At 61.3% G+C, this 19,178-nt stretch carries 19 protein-coding genes; 9 read left to right on the top strand and 10 right to left on the bottom strand.

Annotation, left to right across the window (positions count from 1 at the left end):
* Positions 1–13: 13 nt before the first annotated feature.
* The 3 genes from ABAC460_RS27800 to ABAC460_RS27810 all read right to left on the bottom strand — a co-directional run bounded on the left by ABAC460_RS27800 (position 14) and on the right by ABAC460_RS27810 (position 2,976).
* Complete coding sequence (locus ABAC460_RS27800) at positions 14–1,003, bottom strand: WD40 repeat domain-containing protein (RefSeq protein ID WP_023451863.1); 990 nt, start codon at positions 1,001–1,003, stop codon at positions 14–16.
* Positions 1,004–1,208: 205 nt separating this feature from the next.
* Positions 1,209–2,369, bottom strand: coding sequence for a CobW family GTP-binding protein (locus ABAC460_RS27805; RefSeq protein ID WP_023451864.1), 1,161 nt, complete (start codon positions 2,367–2,369; stop codon positions 1,209–1,211).
* A gap of 61 nt (positions 2,370–2,430) precedes the next feature.
* Positions 2,431–2,976, bottom strand: a complete 546-nt coding sequence (locus tag ABAC460_RS27810; RefSeq protein WP_023451865.1) for a YcxB family protein — start codon at positions 2,974–2,976, stop codon at positions 2,431–2,433.
* A gap of 228 nt (positions 2,977–3,204) precedes the next feature.
* Here ABAC460_RS27810 and rplU point away from each other — a divergent pair, with 228 nt between their 5' ends.
* From rplU to rlmH, 7 genes are all read left to right on the top strand, one after another.
* Positions 3,205–3,735, top strand: coding sequence for a 50S ribosomal protein L21 (gene rplU / locus ABAC460_RS27815; RefSeq protein WP_023451866.1), 531 nt, complete (start codon positions 3,205–3,207; stop codon positions 3,733–3,735).
* 25 nt (positions 3,736–3,760) lie between these two features.
* The gene (gene rpmA / locus ABAC460_RS27820) at positions 3,761–4,030 is read left to right on the top strand and encodes a 50S ribosomal protein L27 (protein WP_023451867.1); all 270 of its coding nucleotides are present in this window, start codon (positions 3,761–3,763) and stop codon (positions 4,028–4,030) included.
* 223 nt (positions 4,031–4,253) lie between these two features.
* Positions 4,254–4,829, top strand: coding sequence for a GNAT family N-acetyltransferase (locus ABAC460_RS27825; protein WP_023451868.1), 576 nt, complete (start codon positions 4,254–4,256; stop codon positions 4,827–4,829).
* Between the two features lie 210 nt (positions 4,830–5,039).
* Positions 5,040–6,098, top strand: coding sequence for a GTPase ObgE (gene obgE, locus ABAC460_RS27830; protein WP_023451869.1), 1,059 nt, complete (start codon positions 5,040–5,042; stop codon positions 6,096–6,098).
* A 5-nt stretch (positions 6,099–6,103) separates the two neighbouring features.
* The gene (locus ABAC460_RS27835; protein ID WP_023451870.1) at positions 6,104–6,763 is read left to right on the top strand and encodes a nicotinate-nucleotide adenylyltransferase; all 660 of its coding nucleotides are present in this window, start codon (positions 6,104–6,106) and stop codon (positions 6,761–6,763) included.
* A 67-nt stretch (positions 6,764–6,830) separates the two neighbouring features.
* The gene (gene rsfS / locus ABAC460_RS27840; protein ID WP_023451871.1) at positions 6,831–7,277 is read left to right on the top strand and encodes a ribosome silencing factor; all 447 of its coding nucleotides are present in this window, start codon (positions 6,831–6,833) and stop codon (positions 7,275–7,277) included.
* Between the two features lie 4 nt (positions 7,278–7,281).
* Complete coding sequence (gene rlmH / locus ABAC460_RS27845) at positions 7,282–7,767, top strand: 23S rRNA (pseudouridine(1915)-N(3))-methyltransferase RlmH (protein ID WP_023451872.1); 486 nt, start codon at positions 7,282–7,284, stop codon at positions 7,765–7,767.
* Between the two features lie 2 nt (positions 7,768–7,769).
* On the opposite strand, the gene ABAC460_RS27850 is transcribed toward rlmH, so the two are convergent.
* From ABAC460_RS27850 to ABAC460_RS51165, 3 genes are all read right to left on the bottom strand, one after another.
* Entirely contained in the window at positions 7,770–8,060 is a 291-nt protein-coding gene (locus ABAC460_RS27850; protein ID WP_023451873.1) for a hypothetical protein, read from the bottom strand.
* A 731-nt stretch (positions 8,061–8,791) separates the two neighbouring features.
* Entirely contained in the window at positions 8,792–9,841 is a 1,050-nt protein-coding gene (locus ABAC460_RS27855; protein ID WP_023451874.1) for a 1,9-bis(guanidino)-5-aza-nonane synthase, read from the bottom strand.
* 91 nt (positions 9,842–9,932) lie between these two features.
* A complete protein-coding gene (locus tag ABAC460_RS51165) occupies positions 9,933–10,082 on the bottom strand; it encodes an SEC-C metal-binding domain-containing protein (RefSeq protein ID WP_081716422.1) in 150 nt (49 codons plus the stop codon).
* 566 nt (positions 10,083–10,648) lie between these two features.
* Here ABAC460_RS51165 and ABAC460_RS27860 point away from each other — a divergent pair.
* The gene (locus ABAC460_RS27860) at positions 10,649–11,677 is read left to right on the top strand and encodes an AraC family transcriptional regulator (RefSeq protein WP_023451875.1); all 1,029 of its coding nucleotides are present in this window, start codon (positions 10,649–10,651) and stop codon (positions 11,675–11,677) included.
* Positions 11,678–11,841: 164 nt separating this feature from the next.
* On the opposite strand, the gene ABAC460_RS27865 is transcribed toward ABAC460_RS27860, so the two are convergent.
* From ABAC460_RS27865 to ABAC460_RS27875, 3 genes are all read right to left on the bottom strand, one after another.
* Positions 11,842–12,315 (bottom strand): RNA pyrophosphohydrolase, encoded by a 474-nt coding sequence (locus ABAC460_RS27865; protein ID WP_023451876.1) that lies wholly within the window; start codon positions 12,313–12,315, stop codon positions 11,842–11,844.
* Positions 12,312–13,532, bottom strand: a complete 1,221-nt coding sequence (locus tag ABAC460_RS27870; RefSeq protein WP_023451877.1) for a divergent polysaccharide deacetylase family protein — start codon at positions 13,530–13,532, stop codon at positions 12,312–12,314. Before ABAC460_RS27870 ends, ABAC460_RS27865 begins: the two co-directional genes overlap by 4 nt.
* 313 nt (positions 13,533–13,845) lie before the next feature.
* On the bottom strand, positions 13,846–15,291 hold the full coding sequence (locus ABAC460_RS27875) for a S41 family peptidase (protein ID WP_023451878.1): 1,446 nt from the start codon (positions 15,289–15,291) through the stop codon (positions 13,846–13,848).
* A 419-nt stretch (positions 15,292–15,710) separates the two neighbouring features.
* Between ABAC460_RS27875 and ABAC460_RS27880 the strand changes: the two genes are divergently transcribed.
* Entirely contained in the window at positions 15,711–17,885 is a 2,175-nt protein-coding gene (locus ABAC460_RS27880; RefSeq protein ID WP_023451879.1) for a putative bifunctional diguanylate cyclase/phosphodiesterase, read from the top strand.
* A 97-nt stretch (positions 17,886–17,982) separates the two neighbouring features.
* On the opposite strand, the gene ABAC460_RS27885 is transcribed toward ABAC460_RS27880, so the two are convergent.
* Positions 17,983–19,071, bottom strand: a complete 1,089-nt coding sequence (locus ABAC460_RS27885) for a murein hydrolase activator EnvC family protein (protein ID WP_235075749.1) — start codon at positions 19,069–19,071, stop codon at positions 17,983–17,985.
* Between the last annotated feature and the right edge of the window lie 107 nt (positions 19,072–19,178).

Raw genomic sequence — 19,178 nt, forward strand, 5'->3', positions numbered from 1 at the left:
CCCCACAGCGCGCCTATTCACTACCTTCGTAGATATAGACGAAACCATCCTCATCGCCAAATACCAATCGGTTGGCCTCATTGGACATGCTGAGCGCGGTGATCGCCCCACCTTTTTCTGCCTTCACCCAGTCGATACCGGTCGACTGCAGTTCCGCGATCCATACCCGGCCATCGTCCAGCCCGGCCGCCAGTAACGGATCTTCGGCCGCGCCGGAGACCACGGTGACCATGGCGCCTTCCTGGGGATTGATCTCGGAGGCCTCCTCGCCCATCGGCCCGTTGGCGCGCAGGAAGGGCCAGACTACCGCGCCATTGGCGCCCGAGGTAGCCAGCAGCTTGCCCTTGGCGAAGAAGTCGAGCGACTTGATCTTGGCCGGATAACCGCCCATGCGCATGTCTTTCGAATCCTTCAGCCGCCAGCCGTGCAGGGCATTTTCCTGCATGGCGGTGATGATGAAATCCCCGGCGGGCTGGATGGCGACGGCGGTGTGCGAGCCGGCCCAATACAGTTTTTGCGGCTTCTGCTCGGCGATGCGCGAAAACCAGACATTCACGCCGTTATAGGTCGCGCAATAGAGCTTGCGGCCCTTCGGATCGAAGGCCAAGCCCGACACGCTGTGATCGTGGGTAAAAACGCGCTGGGCCTTGCTGAGCAGGTCCAGGACATGGACCTTCTTGGCGGCGGCATAGGCGATGGTCTGGCCTTCGGATGCAGCTGCGATCGAGTCGATCCAGGCGCCCTTGTGCGCCGCCAGCTCGATCGGACCGGAATCCTTGGTGGTCCAGACAACCCGGCCGTCGTCTCCGCCGGTGATGATACCGAGCCCGGTCGGGTGGATCACAGCGGCCAGGATGCCGGCATTGGGGTGGGATTCGAACTCGGCGTCGAGATCGGGGAAAATCACCCGGCCGTCGGCCAGGGCGACGATCGGTTCATCGAGCGCGTCGAACAGCGCGGAAACGACGTAAGAGTCGAAGGACTTGGAATAGGCAATGGTCATGGCGGAGGCTTATAGGCACAGAGCAATGGAAGGGAAAGCTGTAAGAAAACCCCTCTCCCCGTTCTTCACGGGGAGAGGTTAGGGTGAGGGGCATACGGACCGGTCCGACGCTCGATCGTCTTCGGAAGGCCCCTCACCCGATCGCCTTCGTTTCACTCGGCTCTCGTCCTCTCCCCGTAAACGGGGAGAGGGGATTCTGACGGCGTTACTGCACCACGCAGGCGTCAAACCCGGCCTTCAGAGCGGCCTGATCGAGATGCCTGCCGATAAACACAGCCCGTGACAGGCGCTTCTCGCCGTCTCGCCATGGCTGCTGCAACTCACCTTCCAGGATCATGTGCACCGCCTGGAAGACCAGACGCTTCGGCTCGCCGGCAACATTCAGAATGCCCTTGGCACGCAGGATGTCCTGGCCCTGCTCAGCCAGCAGCTTGTCCAGCCACTGGGTGAACTTGACGCCATCGACCGGCTTTTCCGAGCTCAGCGATACACTCTTGATCTCTTCGTCGTGGATCGGATTGATCGTGTGGCTGCAATGCTCGTCATGAACGTGTCCGACTTCACCGTGGGCCGGATTATCATGGTGATGATGGTGATGATGATCGTGCCCGCAGTGCTCATCATGGACGTGACCGGGCTCGCCGTGAGCCGGGTTATCATGATAATGCCCGTGATCATGGTCATGATCATGGTGGTGATGATCATGGTGATGGTCGTGATTATCGACCTGTTCCATCTTGCTGAGATCGAACCGATGCTGGTTCAGCAGCGTCTTGATCGGCACATCCGACCGATGCGCACGTTGAATCGTCGCCAGCGGGTTCAACCCCTTCAACCGCGCCTCGATCTCATCCAATTGCTCCGGCGAAACCAGGTCGGTCTTGTTCAGGATAATATGGTCGGCAAAGGCCACCTGTTCCTTGGCTTCGCGGCCGTCCTTCAGCGCCTGCTCGAAGTGGCGGGCATCGACCAGGGTGGTCACCGAGTCGAGATAGGTCTTGGCCTTGATCTCCTCATCGACGAAGAAGGTCTGGGCGACCGGGCCCGGATCGGCCAGGCCGGTGGTTTCGACGATGATGGCGTCGAACTTGCCCTTGCGCTTCATCAGCCCCGACAGGATGCGGATCAGATCGCCGCGGACGGTGCAGCAGACGCAGCCGTTGTTCATCTCGAAGACTTCTTCATCGGCCCCGACGATCAGGTCGTTGTCGATGCCGATCTCGCCGAACTCATTGACGATGACGGCGTATTTCTGGCCGTGGTTCTCGGTCAGGATGCGGTTCAGCAAGGTGGTCTTGCCGGCGCCGAGATAACCGGTCAGCACGGTGACGGGAGTCTTGGTCGATGAAGGGGCGCTGTCGGGCATGGTGTTATCTTGTAATAGAGAGAAAACGGATGCCGCTTAAGTATGCCTTTGCGGGTCGAAATCAAGCGGAAGTGACGTCGACGCCCGATTTTGCGGCTCGCAGGTAAGCTTCCGCAGCCAAAATAAAGGTTTCACGATGCTGAGGGGACTCAAAGGCCGCAACCGGTACAGCCGTCGCCGTGACCTCATCTATCAGGAAAATGACCAGCTCACCCTTCTTCGCGAGGCCGGCAATATTTTTCCAGGCCATGCGCATGTCGAAGTCGTCTGAGCCGAGATGCAGCCCCGCCGCATTGACTCGCATCTGGTTCACGGTTGGCGTTGCCTTCATCCGCCGCCATTTTTCATTGTCGCGAGCAGCCAGGTAGGCAATCAGGCCTCCGAAGGAGGTTGTACTTACCAGGACGGCCAGGAGAAGAGGAAATTCCTGAACCTTGACCAACCAGGCCAGTAAGGCGACGTAGCAGATGATGTATTTGGCGACCATCCATATCCGTGCGGTATCGGGACGCCAATATCGCGCCAGAATGAATTGATGAAAGGCGTCCACCTCTTCGGGACTCAGATGGTAAGCCAGGGTCTTGATGTCGGGCTGATCGTCCGGCAAGCTGCAACTCCTCCGCGCCTGTGCCTCATTCGACAGACGTCTTTTGCCATCGGCCGTCAAGCCATACAATTATTGACGCAAATCCGGCCTCGGGCGTTGACTCACAGACTTTTCGCTGTATAAGTCGCCGCCTCTCGCCCGGAGCCCTAGGTTCCTGGGGCGTTTTTCCATTTTTCCGCGCGAGCTTTCCTTACTGTAAAGCCTTGCGCCCGAGCAAAGGTTCTGACCATGTACGCGGTCATCAAAACAGGCGGTAAGCAATACCGTGTCGCCGCCGGCGACCTGATCAAGGTCGAAAAGCTCGCAGGCGAGCCGGGCGACGCCGTGAAGTTCAACGAAGTCCTGATGGTCGGCGACGCCATCGGCGCTCCGCTGGTCGACGGCGCTGTCGTCGAAGCGACCCTGATCGAAACCCGCAAGGGCGAGAAGGTCCGCATCTTCAAGAAGACCCGCCGCCAGGGCTATCGCCGCACCAACGGCCACCGTCAGTTCGAGACCGTCCTGCGCGTCACCTCGATCCTGGGCGGCGGCAACGACATCAAGTGGGACGGCACCGTTTCGCTGACCACCAAGGCCGAACTGAACGCCCGCGCCCGTAACCTGGCGCCGCGCTCTCTGGCCGCCGCGCTGGAAACCGACGTCGAAGTCGATACGGTTCCCGTCGTCGAACCGGTCGCGGTCGAAGAGGCCCCCGCCAAGAAGAAGGCCGCGCCGAAGAAGGCCGCTGCCACCACCGAAACCACCGCTGACGAAGCGTAAGCACTGTATTTAAGGAGATACTCCTATGGCACACAAAAAGTCTGGCGGTTCGTCGCGCAACGGTCGCGATTCAGAAGCCAAACGCCTTGGCGTAAAGCGCTTCGGCGGCGAGAACGTCCTGGCCGGCAACATCCTGGTCCGTCAACGCGGCACCAAGTTCTTCCCGGGTGACAATGTCGGCCTCGGCCGCGACCACACCCTGTTCGCGACCGCGACAGGCGCTGTGAAGTTCACCACAAAGCGTGACGACCGTTGTTACGTGTCGATCATTCCGGCGGCCCTGGCCGCTGAATAAGCACTGATCCTTTGCTTTCGGATCGTGCTTGCCAAAGCCGATCCGGACCGATTTGTAGCGGGAGTCCGGTTCACCGGGCTCCCGTTTTACATTTTTGTTTCCCTTAAACAAAATGTGATCCCGCTCAAAAAGCCAAAGGGTCGAACTGTTACAGGTCCGCCCTAAATAAAGCCCAACCCGAGGCCATATGCATGGCGCAGGGGACAGGCCCTGGAGACGAGCGATGATTATGAACATTTATGCCAGCGACAGCCCCGTGCGTCCGGAGGCCGTCAGCATCGAAACCACGCGCCTGAGCCTGAACGCTTTGCGCGATACGGATCTCGACGACCTGATGGCGGTGTTCTGCGACAACTCGTCGGCGCGCATGACCCATACCGTGCCGCACCCGTTCAAGCGTGAGGATGCCGAGCGTCTTCTGGCCAACATGATGGCCAAGCCCTACGCCTACTGGGCCATCCGCCTCGACGATGACCGGCTGATCGGGGTGATCTCCCTGACGCGGGCGGCCTGCGGCAAGACCTCGGATCTGCATCATTTCGGCCCGCACCTGGGCATCTTCGTCGCGCCGGAGCACCATGGCCGCGGCTATGCGCTGGAGGCCATCGACGGTCTGCTGCGCTGGGTCAAGAAGCGCAAGCTGCACAAGATCATCCACGCGGCGCACTTCGCGGACAACGAAAAGGGCGGCGCGACCCTGATTGCGGCGGATTTCCTGTACACGGGCCGCCGCACCCAGGAGACCTCAGCCGCCCGCGACGGCGACCACACCGCCCTGCATATGATCCGCATCCTCTGAAACCTTGGCCAAAGTCCAAGCCACTAAAAAGCAAATCCAGGACGCCGGGCCGCTCCCCAGTCCTGGATTTTCCTTATTGAACCCGCCAAAAAGTACGCTGAGGCGAGGGCAACGCCCGAAGCCAAGGGACTTTTTTGCGAAAAACCTTATCCTCCCCCTGAGCACAAGGTCATTGATCTTGGGCCTTTTTTCCGTCAAGACAACCAAACCATGAAATTCCTCGACCAGTGCAAGATCTTTATCCGCTCAGGCAATGGCGGCGCGGGCAGCGTCTCCTTCCGGCGTGAGAAGTTCATCCCCAACGGTGGCCCCGACGGCGGCGACGGCGGCAAGGGCGGCGACGTCTGGATCGAAGCCACCGAGGGCCTCAACACCCTTATCGACTATCGCTACCAGCAACATTTCAAAGCCAAGACCGGCGAGCACGGCAAGGGCCGCCAGATGCACGGCGCCAATGCCGATGACATCGTCCTGCGCGTCCCCGTCGGCACCGAAGTCCTCGACGAAGACGAAGATCAACTGATCGTCGATCTGGACGTCGTCGGCAAACGCTACCTGCTGGCCAAGGGCGGCAATGGCGGCTGGGGCAATACCCGCTTCAAGGGCCCGGTCAACCAGGCTCCAACCTTCGCCCTGCCCGGCCAGGACGGTGAAGAGCGCTGGTTCTGGCTGCGCCTGAAGCTGATCGCCGACGCCGGCCTGCTGGGCCTGCCCAACGCCGGAAAATCGACCTTCCTGGCCGCATCTTCCGCCGCCAAGCCCAAGATCGCCGACTATCCCTTCACCACCCTCACCCCGAACCTGGGCGTGATCGACTTAGGCCCCGAACAGCGCTTCGTCCTCGCCGATATCCCGGGCCTGATCGAAGGCGCTTCGGAAGGCGCCGGTCTCGGCACCCGCTTCCTGGGTCACGTCGAACGCACCAAGGTGCTGATCCACCTGGTCGACGGCACCCAGGACGACCCGGTCAAGGCCTACAAGGTCATCCGCCGCGAGCTGGCAGCCTATGCCGAGGAGTTGGCCGAGCGGCCGGAACTCGTCGTCATCAACAAGATCGATGCCATCGACGCCGATACCCGCAAAAAGCTGAGCCAAAAACTGAAACGCGCCAGCGGCCAGACCCCGTACCAGATGTCGGGCGTCACCGGCGAAGGCGTGCGCGAACTTCTGTTCGCCGCCCTGGCCACCATCCAGGGCACGGCGCCCAAACGTGACGAAGAGGACGATGATACCCCGGTCGCCGCGCCCTACAGTCCCTGGGATAACTAAACGGGATGTGGCGCGCCGGTCTCGTCCCGATGACGTCTTCGGTGCGCGGCGGCGGCCTGCGTCCGGGATTCCATCTCGAACCCGGCATGAAGATCGGCCTGTTCGGCGGCTCGTTCAATCCGGCCCATGAGGGGCACCGCCACGTCGCCGAAACCGCACGCGTCAAGATGGGACTGGACCGCATCATCTGGCTGGTCTCGCCGCAGAATCCGCTGAAATCCAAGACCGAAACGGCGCCGCTGCATCAGCGCATCGCCGAGATCGAACCGTTTATCGGTCCCAACGACATTATTTCTGACTTCGAAACCCGCATCGGCGCCACCTATACGCTGGATACCCTGCGGGCCTTGAAGGCGCGTTTCCCGGGCGTGCACTTCGTCTGGATCATGGGCGGCGATAGCCTGGTGAGCTTTCACAAGTGGCGCGGCTGGCTGCAGATCATGGCCATGGTGCCCGTCGCAGTGGTGTCGCGTCCCGGTGCCATGATGAACGCACGCTTCTCGCACGCCGCCAAACGTTTCGCCCATTATCGGGTAAAAGAACGCCAGGCGCGCATCCTGCCGATGATGGCGGCTCCCGCCTGGTCCTTCTTCAAAGGGCCTCTGCACGGTCATTCCTCGACCGCGATCCGGGCGCAACGGCGGCAGTCGCCCACCGGCATTTAAAAAATCGGTGATCGGCCCATTGATGGGATGACCGGGGGACCCTTTTGTGATAAGGTCCTGCCTTATCGTGGACCATAAAGGAACCCTGACCCTGTCTCTTCAACCCGCGCAAGGTGCGCAACCGAAAGCTTCCGCCGGCACGCCGGCCGCGCCTGACACTGTTCAGGCTGCCCACGATGAAACTCTTCCGCCGCTTGAGACCCTGATTGTTGATCGTCTCGATGACGACAAGGCGCAGGACATTGTCTGCATCGATCTCAAGGGAAAATCCTCCGTCGCCGATACCCTGATCATCGCGTCGGGCCGCTCCCACCGCCATGTCGGCGCCCTCGCCGACCACGTTCTGCGCGCTCTGAAGGAGGCCGGCCACGGCAAGGCCAAGGTCGAAGGCCTGCCGGCCTGCGACTGGGTGTTGATCGATGTCGGTGATGTGGTCGTCCACATCTTCCGTCCGGAAGTCCGCACCTTCTACAATATCGAAAAGATCTGGTCGCTGTCGCCCGCCGACGCTTGATACCATGCGCCTGACCCTGTGCGCCGTGGGCAAGCTGGGCGCGACCACGGAAAATGCCCTTGTGAAAGACTACCTGAGCCGCGCCGGCCAGACCGGACGCGGCTTAGGTATTTCGCCGGTCGAGCTGATCGAGGTCGAGGCGAAGAAGGCGAAAAACCTGACCTCGCCGCAGCTCAAGGCTGCCGAAGCTGAGGCCATCCGCGATGCCATTGATGGCGGCATTCTGATCACCTGCGATGAGCGCGGCGAACTGCTGACCTCACGCAAGATCGCCGAACGGCTTGAAACCTTCAAGGACCGCAGTGAGCGCCGGGTAACCTTCGTCATCGGCGGGGCGGATGGACTGGACCCGGGCTTGCGTCAACAGGCGGCGTTTTCCCTGGCCTTCGGGCCGCAGACCTGGCCGCACGCCCTGGTACGGGTCATGCTGGCGGAACAGATGTACCGCGCCACGACCATCCTGGCCGGCCTGCCCTATCACCGGGATTGAGTTTAAATCACGATATTGACGTACGAGCCCGGCCTTTTCAGCGGCTGGGTCGCGTCCTGGGCCGCGGGTGCCGGCGCCGTATTGACCTGCGGCGTCGCCCTGGCGATGTCGGCCGCCGTATAGGTGGCCGGGGTGATTTTCGGCTGGGTGACCTGCTGGAAGAAGGCTTTCTGGGCCTGCATCGCCGAAGCGAACCCTCCGGCCTGCGGAGTCGCCTGCGCCGCCGGACGGGCCGGAGCGGCCTGTTGCGGGTTCAGCATCTGGGCGAGCGAGGGGCGAATCGGCGTGGTCATGACGCCAACCTTAGGAAAATCAGGTAGCTATTTGGTTAACGGCGATTAAGACCGGTTAATTTCTTCGCGTCTTCGCGTCTTCGCGTGAATTTTTTTGCGTAGGTTCTCGACAGTGCCTGCGTCTTGTGTGCGGGGGCGAGGTCGGAAGAATTTATTCACGCGAAGACGCGAAGAAAAGAGGGAGTCTTCTTCCTGCGCAAATTTATCGGGATATCGGAGCCGTAAAAATCAACGGCCATCCTTGGGGGGCAAGCCCGCGCTCTCGCCCTGGCAAGAGCGCAAAATCAAAGAAAAACCCGACTTGCCCGCAACGACTGTGCCGTAAAAAATCTACGGCCATCCTTGGGGGGCAAGCCCGCGCTCTTGCCTTAGCAAGAGCGCAAAATCAAAGAAAAACCCGACTTGCCCGCAATGGCGGTGCCGTAAAAATCAACGGCCCTCCTTGGAGAGGCAAGCCCGCGTCTTTTGCCTGAGCAAAAGCGCAAATCAAAGAAAACCCGACTTGCCCGCAACAACGGTGCCGTAAAAATCAACGGCCCTCCTTGGGGGGCAAGGAGGGCCGCGCATGCCGCCGGTTTCGAGGGGGGGGGGATGATCCCGGCGACGAACTTGTTGCTGCGACTCATATGAGATGAATCATATGATGATCATAGCTGAGAGGCCTTAACTAATCCTTTCCGCCGAAATTGCAATAGGTGCACCGCAATATATCTGCGTTTTTTGTCTCACGATTACGCGAACAGCTTGGCCCAACGGGGTTTTTCGCGACCTTGCCACGCGCCACGGTGGTAGGCGTCCGAACCAATGAGCGGAACGACAGTCGTCGCTTCCGCGAACACCATCTGTTCATAGGTCGTCGACACCTTGCCCCACGAAGCGGCTTCCTTCAGCGTCGAGGACGAACAGGCGCCGTCACGGACGTCGGCGACCGTGATCTGGACGGCGTACTTGTGCATGTCGGCTTCGACGCCGAGGATTTCGGCGCAGACCACCGTGTCCTGGGCAAAGTTCTTCGGCACGCCGCCGCCGACCATGAACAGGCCTGTGGTGCCGGCGGCGATCTTGATGTCGGTCAGTTCGCGGAAGTCGGCGATCGCGTCCAGCAGCATATAGGGCTGCTTGGCGGCGATGCGCTCCTTCTGGTGCTTGACCAGGCCGAAACCGGCCGACGAATCGACAAAGGCCGGGCAGAAGATCGGCACGCCTTCTTCATAGGCGGTCTGGATCAGCGAGCCGGGCTTTTTCGCGTTGCCTTCCGACAGCCACTTACCCATTTCCCAGATGAATTCGCGCGAGGAATAGCCGCGCGGCTCCAGGCGGTTGGCAATCTCGAGGATCGTGTGGTCGCAGGCCTGCAGCTCTTCCTCGTCGATATAGGTGTCGTAGATCCGGTCGATATAGTTCTCACGCAGCACGTTGTCGTCGACCGAGCCGGCCGCCTGATAGTGCTTGAAGCCCAGGGCTTCGAAGAAATCCATGTCGACGATCGAGGCGCCGGTGGCGACCACCGCGTCGATCATGCCGAACTTCACCATGTCGCGATAGACATGCATGCAGCCGCCGGCCGAGGTCGAACCGGCCAGGATCAGCCAGGTCGAGCAGCCCTTGTCGGCCAGGGCCATGTTGAAGATGTCGGCGGCGCGGGCGGTGTCGCGCGACGAGAACGACATCTTGCGCATCGAATCGATGATCGGGCGGGCGTCATAGGAGGTGATGTCGACGTGCTCGACGGTGTTCTGCAGCAGCTCGGCCTTGGTGTTGGTCTGAACGGGAGCGTTCATATCTGTGGTTTCCCTTGATTTGAGCGCCCGTCGTTGGAAAGGCCGACCCGCCGGACGGAGCGACGGCGGGTCGGGATAGGGAGGGGATCAATCACGCCGGTAGTGGTTCATGTCCTTGAAAGCAGCGGCGGGTGAGGCAGCATGCCTTGAACTTCCGGCCTGATTCGCAGGGGCATGGGTCCTGACGACCCAATTTTTCCATCAGCTCCTTTTCGCCATGGACGACACGGTCGCCACGCATGACGCGGGTTTCGCTGGGGAAAGCCCCTCCGGCGTTTAGATGTCGGCTCGAAAGCTGAATTGGGGGGTATATTTACGCATGATCGCCTCCATAGGTTTGGTGACGCCCGTCATTGGCCCTTGGTCCCCCAGACGGAGCGATGGGGAGGGACGGGGGCGTATAAACGATGGCGAACGGTTTGGCAATTGCCGAAAGCCTTACATCGTCCCAATGACCGTAATGTGACGGCTTGCGGATATTGGCCCGGCGTGAGATGATGTGTGATCACGCCGCAAAATCGCCCAATTTTCCAAATAAAAAATTGATTTTACTCTACGCTTTTTGGACGAAAAGCGCTTATTTATGGATACTTTAGAAATTTCAGACCAAAACGTAATTATCTGAATTGTCGTTACATTCTATTATGTGGATTGTTTTCTTGCGGGCGTCTTTTTTTTCGCATTCTGGATATCAGTGTTTATTAGCGGATATCCTTTGTCTTTCGCAGTAGAACCTTTTGATTTACTGCGATTAAGACCTTCGGACTCGCCCGATTCTCGGAAAGTAGGAGGAGAGCTGCGTTGGGAATGGAGATCATGCAAGGCAATACGCTCGATTCCGTGGAAACATGGCAATGCGTCGGCGACAGCTTTGACAAGTTCCAGAAAATCATCTGCAGCTTTTTCGATTGGAATTGCGATCTCGACGATTCCGGTCCGAATTTTCACTGGCAGATGAATCTGGGCGTGCTGAAGTCGCAAGACAGCCGCAATGCACCGCGTATCCTGATGGCCCGCCTGACCTCCAGCCGCGGCTTCTTGCAGGTCCAGACCGAACCGACCAGCGACGTGGTCATCATCATGCCGGTCCGGGGTAGTCTGCGCCTGGAGCGTGACGGCGCAACGCAAACGATTGCCGCTGGTTCGGCGACGATTTACCAGCCGCGCACCGAGGCACGGATCTATCACCTGGCCGAAGGCACGACCTGCGAAGCCTATATCATCAAGCTTAGCTTCGACTGGGTCCAGCGCTTCCTGTACGATATCCTGCAGTTGCCGGTCGAACAGGACCTGCAACTGGGGCCGGTGATCGACATGTCGGCGCCGAAGGCCAAGCTGTTGGCGCGGCTGATCGCCACCCTGTGTTCGGACGCCTTTACCTTCCAGAGCCGGCACCTGTCGCCGACCCTGCAGCAGCGCCTGGCCGAAACCTTCAGCCACATGCTGCTGGAAAGTATTCCGCACCGCTATTCCGAGCGCATGCAGGCGCCGAAGGCGGGCCCCATGCCCAACTATCTGCGGGTGGCGCGCGACTTCATGCACCGTGAGGCGCGGCGCAATCCCTCCATGGCGGAGGTCGCCAAGGCGGCCAATATCAGTGTACGGACGTTGGAAACCAGTTTCCGGACGCATATGGACGTGACGCCACATGCTTACCTGCGGACCATCCGTCTGCAGATGGCGCATCAGGCCTTGCAGGACGTGCGCGATACCCGGCCGATCGCCGAGGTGGCCGCCGATCATGGCTTCCCCCATGCCGGGCGGTTTGCCCAGTATTACGCGAACTTGTTCGGTGAGGCCCCGTCGGACACCCGGCGCAAGGGCCCCGCGAAGTAAGATTTTTTACCACGGACCACACGGACCACACGGACTTCAGGTTAGCCTGGGTCTACCGTGAAGCGGAATATGTCTTGGGTATTTGCCGCTACGCGGGGGTTTGGTATAACCCGAAGTCCGTGTGGTCCGTGTGGTCCGTGGTAAAACCCTTTACTCACGTTCCGTCACACCAGGCCTTGGAATTCCTTGATCACCTGGCGATAGCTGTCGCGTTTGAAGTGCACGACACGGTCGATCACCGAGCCCAGGTCGCACCATTCCCAGCGTGAGAACTCCTGCTCGTGGTGGGCGTTCAGGTCGATCTCGCTGTCGTCACCGGTAAAGCGGAAGGCGAACCAGATCTGCTTCTGGCCTTTGAAGTTCTTGCCGATCTTGCCCTGCGCCAGGACCTCCGCCGGGAAATCATAGACAACCCAATCCTTGGTGCGGCCGATCAGGTCGATACGCTTGATCCCGGTCTCTTCATAAAGCTCGCGGCGAGCGGCTTCTTCCAGGTCCTCGCCCTCATCGATGCCGCCTTGCGGGAACTGCCAAGCATAGTCACCGGCCATGCCGTAGCGGTGGCCGATCCACACCTTGCCGTCGCGGTTGAAGACGACGACGCCCACATTGGGACGATAGCCGGTCGGCGCGGTCATTGATGCAGGACCGCCGAGGCCGGCGCCAGTTGAATGCCCTTGGCGTCCAGCGACTGGGTCCAGCGCAGGGCCACAGCCAAAGTCACCGGATAGGCAAAGCCGGTACCCAGCGCGCTGCCGCGGTTCTTGGCCGTGGTTTCCAGCCCCGTCAGTTGCGCCTGGATGGACTGGGCGTTGATCTGGCTGTCGACAACGCGGTCGGCGCTGGCGCGCGACCACGCACCCTGCAGGCCCCGCGCCTGGCCGTCGTCGATAAAGGCGACACCGCGCGATTTCAGCACGCTCATGAAGGTCTGGGTGCCGGCCTTGTCCTTCAGGAAGGCGCTGCCCTGATAGTTGGAGACGGCGAAGAAGCCGGTAGCGCGCGACAGTGACCAGGCCAGCTTGTTCTGCAGTTCGTCGCTCTTGGCGTTGGCCATCAGGGTCTGCGGGCCGGGATCGGTGTCGGGATAGTTGGTCGGCTGCATCGGCACTTCGACAATGACCTCGTGGCCCGAGGCGCGGGCCAGGTCGATCCATCCCTGGAGCCCCTGGGTGTAGGGCACGAAGGACAGGGTGACTTCGGGCGGCAATTCGTCGATGGCCTGGCGCGTAGCGGCCGGGTTCAGGCCGAGGCCGCCAACGATCAGGGCGACATAGGGACGGCCGTCGGACTTGAACGGCCGGGCATAGGCCGAGGCCGGGGTCAGGCCGGCCGGGGAAATCATCGGCAGGGGCCCGGTGTTGGTGGTCTGGATCAGGCCGGCGACCGGCGCCTGGCTGAGGGGGATACGCGCGCCGCGCACACCGGCAGCTGCGGGAGCAGCGGTTTCGTCGCCTGGCAGGGTGATGACGGCGTGGCCCGGGGCTTCGGCCTGGCTGGCCGGGTCCAGGTTGAAGCCATCGCTGGGCGTGTCACCGAACAGGCCCAGGCTGTCGAGGGTAAAGGTTTCACCTTCGGCGGCTTCGCCGGCTCCGGAGCGCGGCGGCGGGGCCTTGGACTGTTGCGTCTTGGGCAGGGTGATGCGGACGGACTGCGAGGCGGCGTCGGGGTCGCCCGCCAGGTTCAGGAAGGCGAAGATGACCAGGACGAAGGCGGCACCGGCCGTGACCGGGCCGACATAGGGCTTTTTGAAAAATTCGACGACCTTGTCCGCTCTCGCGCGCAGGTCGAAACCGCCGGCGCGCGGCGTGGCCGGGCGACTGAGGAAGCTTGGCGATTTCGGTTTGGCGAACATGCGGCGCGATCCGGGAAACTCAGCCTGGATTTTGCCAATTCAGGGTTAACAAAGCCTAACGAAGGCTTACTTTTTGTCGAAGAAGCGCCGTCAGAATCCCCTCTCCCCGTTCTGCACGGGGAGAGGTTAGGGTGAGGGGCATGCTGTACCGTCCGCCGCATAGACGCTTTCGGAAAGCCCCTCAGGCTCGCCGCCCGCCCCGTCGCGTTCAATTCGTTCCGCTCTCGTCCTCTCCCCACAAGCGGGGAGAGGGAAAAAAAATAAGGCCCCTCGAAACAACTGAGGGGCCTTATTCCTTTCAGCTTAAACGACCTTACTTCGGTGCCGAAGTGCTCGAACTTGACGACTTGGCGCCTTCGACGATCGTGCCCGTGGCCGGAGCCGGCTTGTCCTTGCCGGCAAAACGGCTCGGATCCTTCTTGACCAAGTCGGCGTCGGCCAGCTTGACACCGCGCGGATGGTCGATCGCCATCTTGACGTCGCCACCGTACTTCAGGACGTCCAGGCCACGCGTCAGCGTAAAGTCGCCGGTCTTGGTGTCGAAATCCTCCGGCGGAACCTCCTGCACAGCGTGCGGCGAACGGCGGACCTTGCCTTCGTCGGCATCCAGCGCATTGGCATAGGCCGCTTCGGTATATTGCAGGGCCGAGGTGGCGATGTATTTCGCCTGGTCCTTGGACTGGGCAACTTCCAGGTCCGGTTCGATGCCGGTCTTCTGGATCGAGCGGCCGGACGGGGTGTAGTAACGCGCCGTGGTCAGCTTGACCGCGCGGTTATCGCCCAGGTCGATGACGCTCTGAACCGAGCCCTTGCCGAAGGTGGTCAGACCGACGATCGAGGCACGCTTCTGGTCCTGCAGGGCGCCTGCGACGATTTCCGCCGCCGAAGCCGAACCCGGATTGGTCAGGACGACCATGGGCAGGCCCTTCAGCATATCGCCCTTCTTGGCCTGGTAACGGATAATGTCGTTGGGGTCGCGGCCACGCTGGGACACGATCTCGCCGCCGTTCAGGAACATGTCGGCGACGCCGACCGATTGTTCCAGCAGGCCGCCAGGATTGTTACGCAGGTCCAGGACCAGACCCTTCATGTTCGGGTTCTTGGCCATCAGGTCTTCCAGCGCGACGCGGGCATCATTGGCCGTGCTCTGCGAGAAGCTGGCGATGCGCAGATAGCCGTAGTCGCCTTCCATACGGACCTTGACCGACTTGACCGTGATGACTTCGCGCGTCAGGGTCAGGTCGAAAGGCTCGTCCTTGCCGGCGCGGACCAGGGTGACGGTCAGCTTGGTGCCGGCCTCGCCCTTCATCTTGGACACCGCTTCGTTCAGCGGCAGGCCCAGGATCGAGGTGCCGTCGATGGCGGTAATATAGTCGCCCGATTCGACGCCGGCCTTCATGGCGGGGGTGTCGTCCATCGGCGTCACCACCTTCACCGCGCCGTCTTCGCTGGTCACTTCCAGGCCGATGCCGCCGTAGGTGCCGCGGGTCTTCTCGTTGAGATCTGTATAGGATTCGTCGGACAGGTAGTTGGAATGCGGATCCAGGCTGGTCAGCATGCCCTGCAGCGCCGAGGTAATCAGCTTCTTCGAATCGACCTTGACGACGTAGTTCTGCTGGACGATGGCCAGGACGTCGCCGAACAACTGAAGCTGCTTGTAGGTATCGGACTGCGGCGCAAAGGCCGGCTGGTTGGCGTAGGCAACGGCGCCGGCACTCAGGCACAGGGCGGCGAATCCGCCGAGATAAAGGTTTTTCATACTGTCCTCAAAGCGAGCCCGGGAACGACGCAAGCACGCCCGGGCATCAAGGTTATCAAACTACATATAAGAGTGTGAGTGTGGCGTAAACGGGGCGCGTAACCGTGACCTCCATTTCCCGCCGGTTGTGACGGAAATGCCGGGTACGCTTAAGCTGCGAGCATAGGATGGCGCGCGTATAAAATCCATATGGACATTGCTTCCCCGGCAAAGGAGCTATCTCAGACGGAGGTGCCAAGCGCCCTCCTCTCCACGAAGTGGGGAGGGGGACCGCGGAGCGGTGGAGGGGTATAGGTAAGAAAAGCTGGCAACCCGCTTCAGGCAATTACGGCCACCATAAGCGAGATTTTCACACTTTTGTTTCATAGTGCCGATGCTGGGAGACGCCGGAAGAGCGTCGTTTCATAGTCGGTGGCAGAATGCTCAAATTTCCGGGGTGGCGTATCGAGCCCAAGGCCAGGACGCTTTTCGCCCTGGTTGCGGTCGGTTGCGTCGGCTTTGCAGTTGCCATTATTGCCCTGATGTATTCGTCCCTGGCCGTTGTCACCAACAAGGCCAACCAGATCTACGAAACGCGGTCGATCGAATACGTCCAGGGGGCCATCCTGACCTCCCTGACGCGCATGACGGCGCGCGTCGAGGACAACACCGTCTGGGATGATGCCGTCGCGCACATCTATACCGACCGGCAGGACGACAACTGGTTTTATGCGACCTGGGGCGCCGTCGCGCAGGACGGTCGCGACTATGACGGCATCTATATTCTCGACGAAAAATTCGCCGTCGTGACCGGCTATGTTTCCGGGCAAAAGGTCGATCCGGCCGCCGTCAGTCTCGGCAGCGGGCTGGACGCCCTTATCAATGTCCATCGCGATAACCTTCAGACCGGGAAGACGGCTGTATCGGGCATGACCCGCAGCTCCCGCGGGATCGCGATTGCCGGCATCGGTCTTATCCGCCAGACTGACGGCACCCTGTCGGGAAAGGGCAGCACGAAACGCTATCTGGTCATGACCCGGCACCTGTCGGCCGGCATGTTGAAAGAGCTGTCCGACGCATTCCGTATTGATGAAATTCGCCTGACCGACAGGTCAGGCAGCACCAAGCCCTATCTGCAGCTTGAAGACGCCAGCGGGCTGGAACTGGCACGACTGTCCTGGACGCCCCGCCAACCCGGCGCCGAGGCGGCCGAAGCCGCGCGGTCCGGTATCCAGACCATTGCCTGGCTGATCGGCGGGCTTATCCTGCTGATGTTTGCCGTGGCGGGTTACAGCCTTATGAAGTTTGCCCAGGGCGAACAGGTCGCGCGCACCTTCGCCTTCACCGACAACCTCAGCGGCCTGCCCAATCGCCGCGCCCTGTTCGATCAGCTGCGGCGGGTCGACAAAAAGCGCGGAGCCGCCCACAAGGCCGTGGTGTTTATCGACCTGGACGGCTTCAAGGATGTCAACGACATCTACGGCCACGCCACCGGCGACAAGCTGATCATGATCGTAGCCGCCGCGCTGAAGGAATTCCTGCCCAATCATGGCGCCTTGGCGCGCATGGGCGGCGACGAATTCGCCCTGCTGCTGGGCGGCAAGGATGCGGACGCCCGCGCCCAGATCTTTGCCGAAAAGTCCCTCGACTTTCTGACCAAACCGATCCGGATCGGCGAACGCACCGTCCAGATCGGCGCCAGCATCGGCATCGCCTCCGGCGACCTGAAAGCCGTCCGCAGCCAGGAGCTGTTCCGCCGCGCCGACCTGGCCATGTACCATTCCAAATCGACCGGCAAGGCCCGGATCACCTGGTACAATGACGAACTGGACGCCCAGAGACTGCGCAAGCAGGCGATCGAGACCGGAATCCGCGATGGCCTGAAACGCGGCGAGTTCGACGTCGTGTATCAACCGATCATCGACGCCCGCAGCGGGCGTATGGCCTCGGTCGAGGCTTTGGTCAGGTGGCCGGGACGGCCGGACGGCGAGCTTTTCCCCGACCAGTTCATCTCGATTGCCGAGAGCAGCGGCCTGATCCAGGCCCTGGGTGAGTTCGTCCTGCGCCGCGCCTGCAAGGACCTGAGCTTGGTGCCGGAGCTGCAGCTCAGCGTCAATATTTCGCCGGCACAGTTCCGCGACGTCGAGTTCGAAAGCAAGGTCGCCGCCATCCTGGCCGAAATCGGTTTCCCCGCCGATCGCCTGGAACTGGAGGTCACCGAGGGCTATCTGATTGAAAATCCTGAGCGGGCCATTGCGGCGGTGTCGGCGCTGAAGGCGCTGGGGGTTTCGATGGCGCTGGACGACTTCGGCACGGGCTATTCCAGCATCGGTTACCTGCGGCGGTACGATTTCGACACCATCAAGATCGACAAGTCGCTGGCCAGCCAGGTCGACCGCGACCCTCAGGCGGCGGCTTTGGTCGCCGGCACGGTCAATATCGCCAATGCCCTGGGGCTGGCGGTGACCGCGGAAGGCGTCGAGACCGAGGACCATGTCCGTCTGCTGCGGCTGGCCGGGTGCCAGTATTTGCAGGGCTATTATTTCAGCCGCCCCAAGCCGCTGGCCGAGGTGCTGGGCAACGCCGCAACCGAAAAAACGGCCGCAAGAGCGTAATTGTCCGAGAAAGCGCCGTCCGCAGTTTCAAGCTCCCTCCTCCCTACGAAGTGGGGAGGCGGACCCCGAAGGGGTGGAGGAGTATCTTACTTGCTAACTATTTCCCCGAAACCGGCACCATGTTAGCCGGGTTGACCGGGTCCTCGCCCTTGCGCAGTTCCATGTACAGAACGGTCTTCTTATCCGACAGGTTGGGCATGCGGCCCACCGGCTCGCCGCGGCCGACGGTCTGGCCCTTGTCGACATAGATCCGGCCGATCCCTGTCAGCACGATGTGATAATTGTTGCCGATCCCCAGGATCACGACCTGACCGTAGGAGGCCAGGGGGCCGGCATATTCGACCTCGCCTTCCGCCGGCGCCGTCACCTGCGACCCCGGCTGGGCCGTATAATAGACGCCACGACTGGACGGTGCTCCGCCTGGAGCATTGGCCTGCCCTCCAACCTGACCAAAGTCGCGGACCTTTTCCCCGACCACGGGTTGATTGAGGCGTGAGGACTCGGTGCCCAACATGCCGCGCAGAGGCAGATTGCCGCGCACCCGGTCTTCCCTGGCTTTCATCGTCACGACATTGGCGTCCATGCGATCGGCCTGCTGCAGGAGCTGGTCTTCCAGCGACATCTTTTCCTTGATCAGGCCCTCTATTTCGCGGCGCTGGCTCGACACCTCGCTTTCGGAGATGAACAACGCTTCGTTCTGCAGGGCGGCCTGACGGCGGACATTGACCAGCTGGGCGTTTTCCTGGACCAGGCCCTGGGTGCGCTTTTCCAGTTCCGGCGTGATCGCGCGCATGATGATGGCGGCCAGGACGGCGTCATTGGCCTTGCGCGGGTTGATCAGCAACGCCGGCGGCGGATTGCGCGAATAGATCTGCAAAGCCGACAGCAGCTTGGACTGGGTGGAACGCTCAGCCGTCAGCCGGCGCGTGATGTCGGCTTCCTGTAGGTTCAGGGTTTCCAGCTTGGCGCGGTAAATGGCGGCGCGTTGCTCCGACACGCCCTGGCGCTTGGAAATATCGATGATGCGTTGGCGCAACGCTTCGACTTCAAGCGCCACGTCACGGGCGGTCTGGCGGGTCTGGTCGCTCTTGCGTTCCTCGGCGCGGCGCTGGGCGGACAAGGCATCGAGATCGGCCTGATCCTGGGCCGACAGCCGCTTGACGCGGACATTGGCGTCAGACTGCATGGCTCCGCACAGGGCGAAGGCGAGGATCCCGGTCAGCAAAAGGCGATAGGACGAGCGAAGCATGGATTTGAAATAAGGTGTGTTGCCTTAATTCTCCATAAACGATG

It is taken from the genome of Asticcacaulis sp. AC460, assembly GCF_000495795.1.
Lineage (GTDB): Bacteria > Pseudomonadota > Alphaproteobacteria > Caulobacterales > Caulobacteraceae > Asticcacaulis.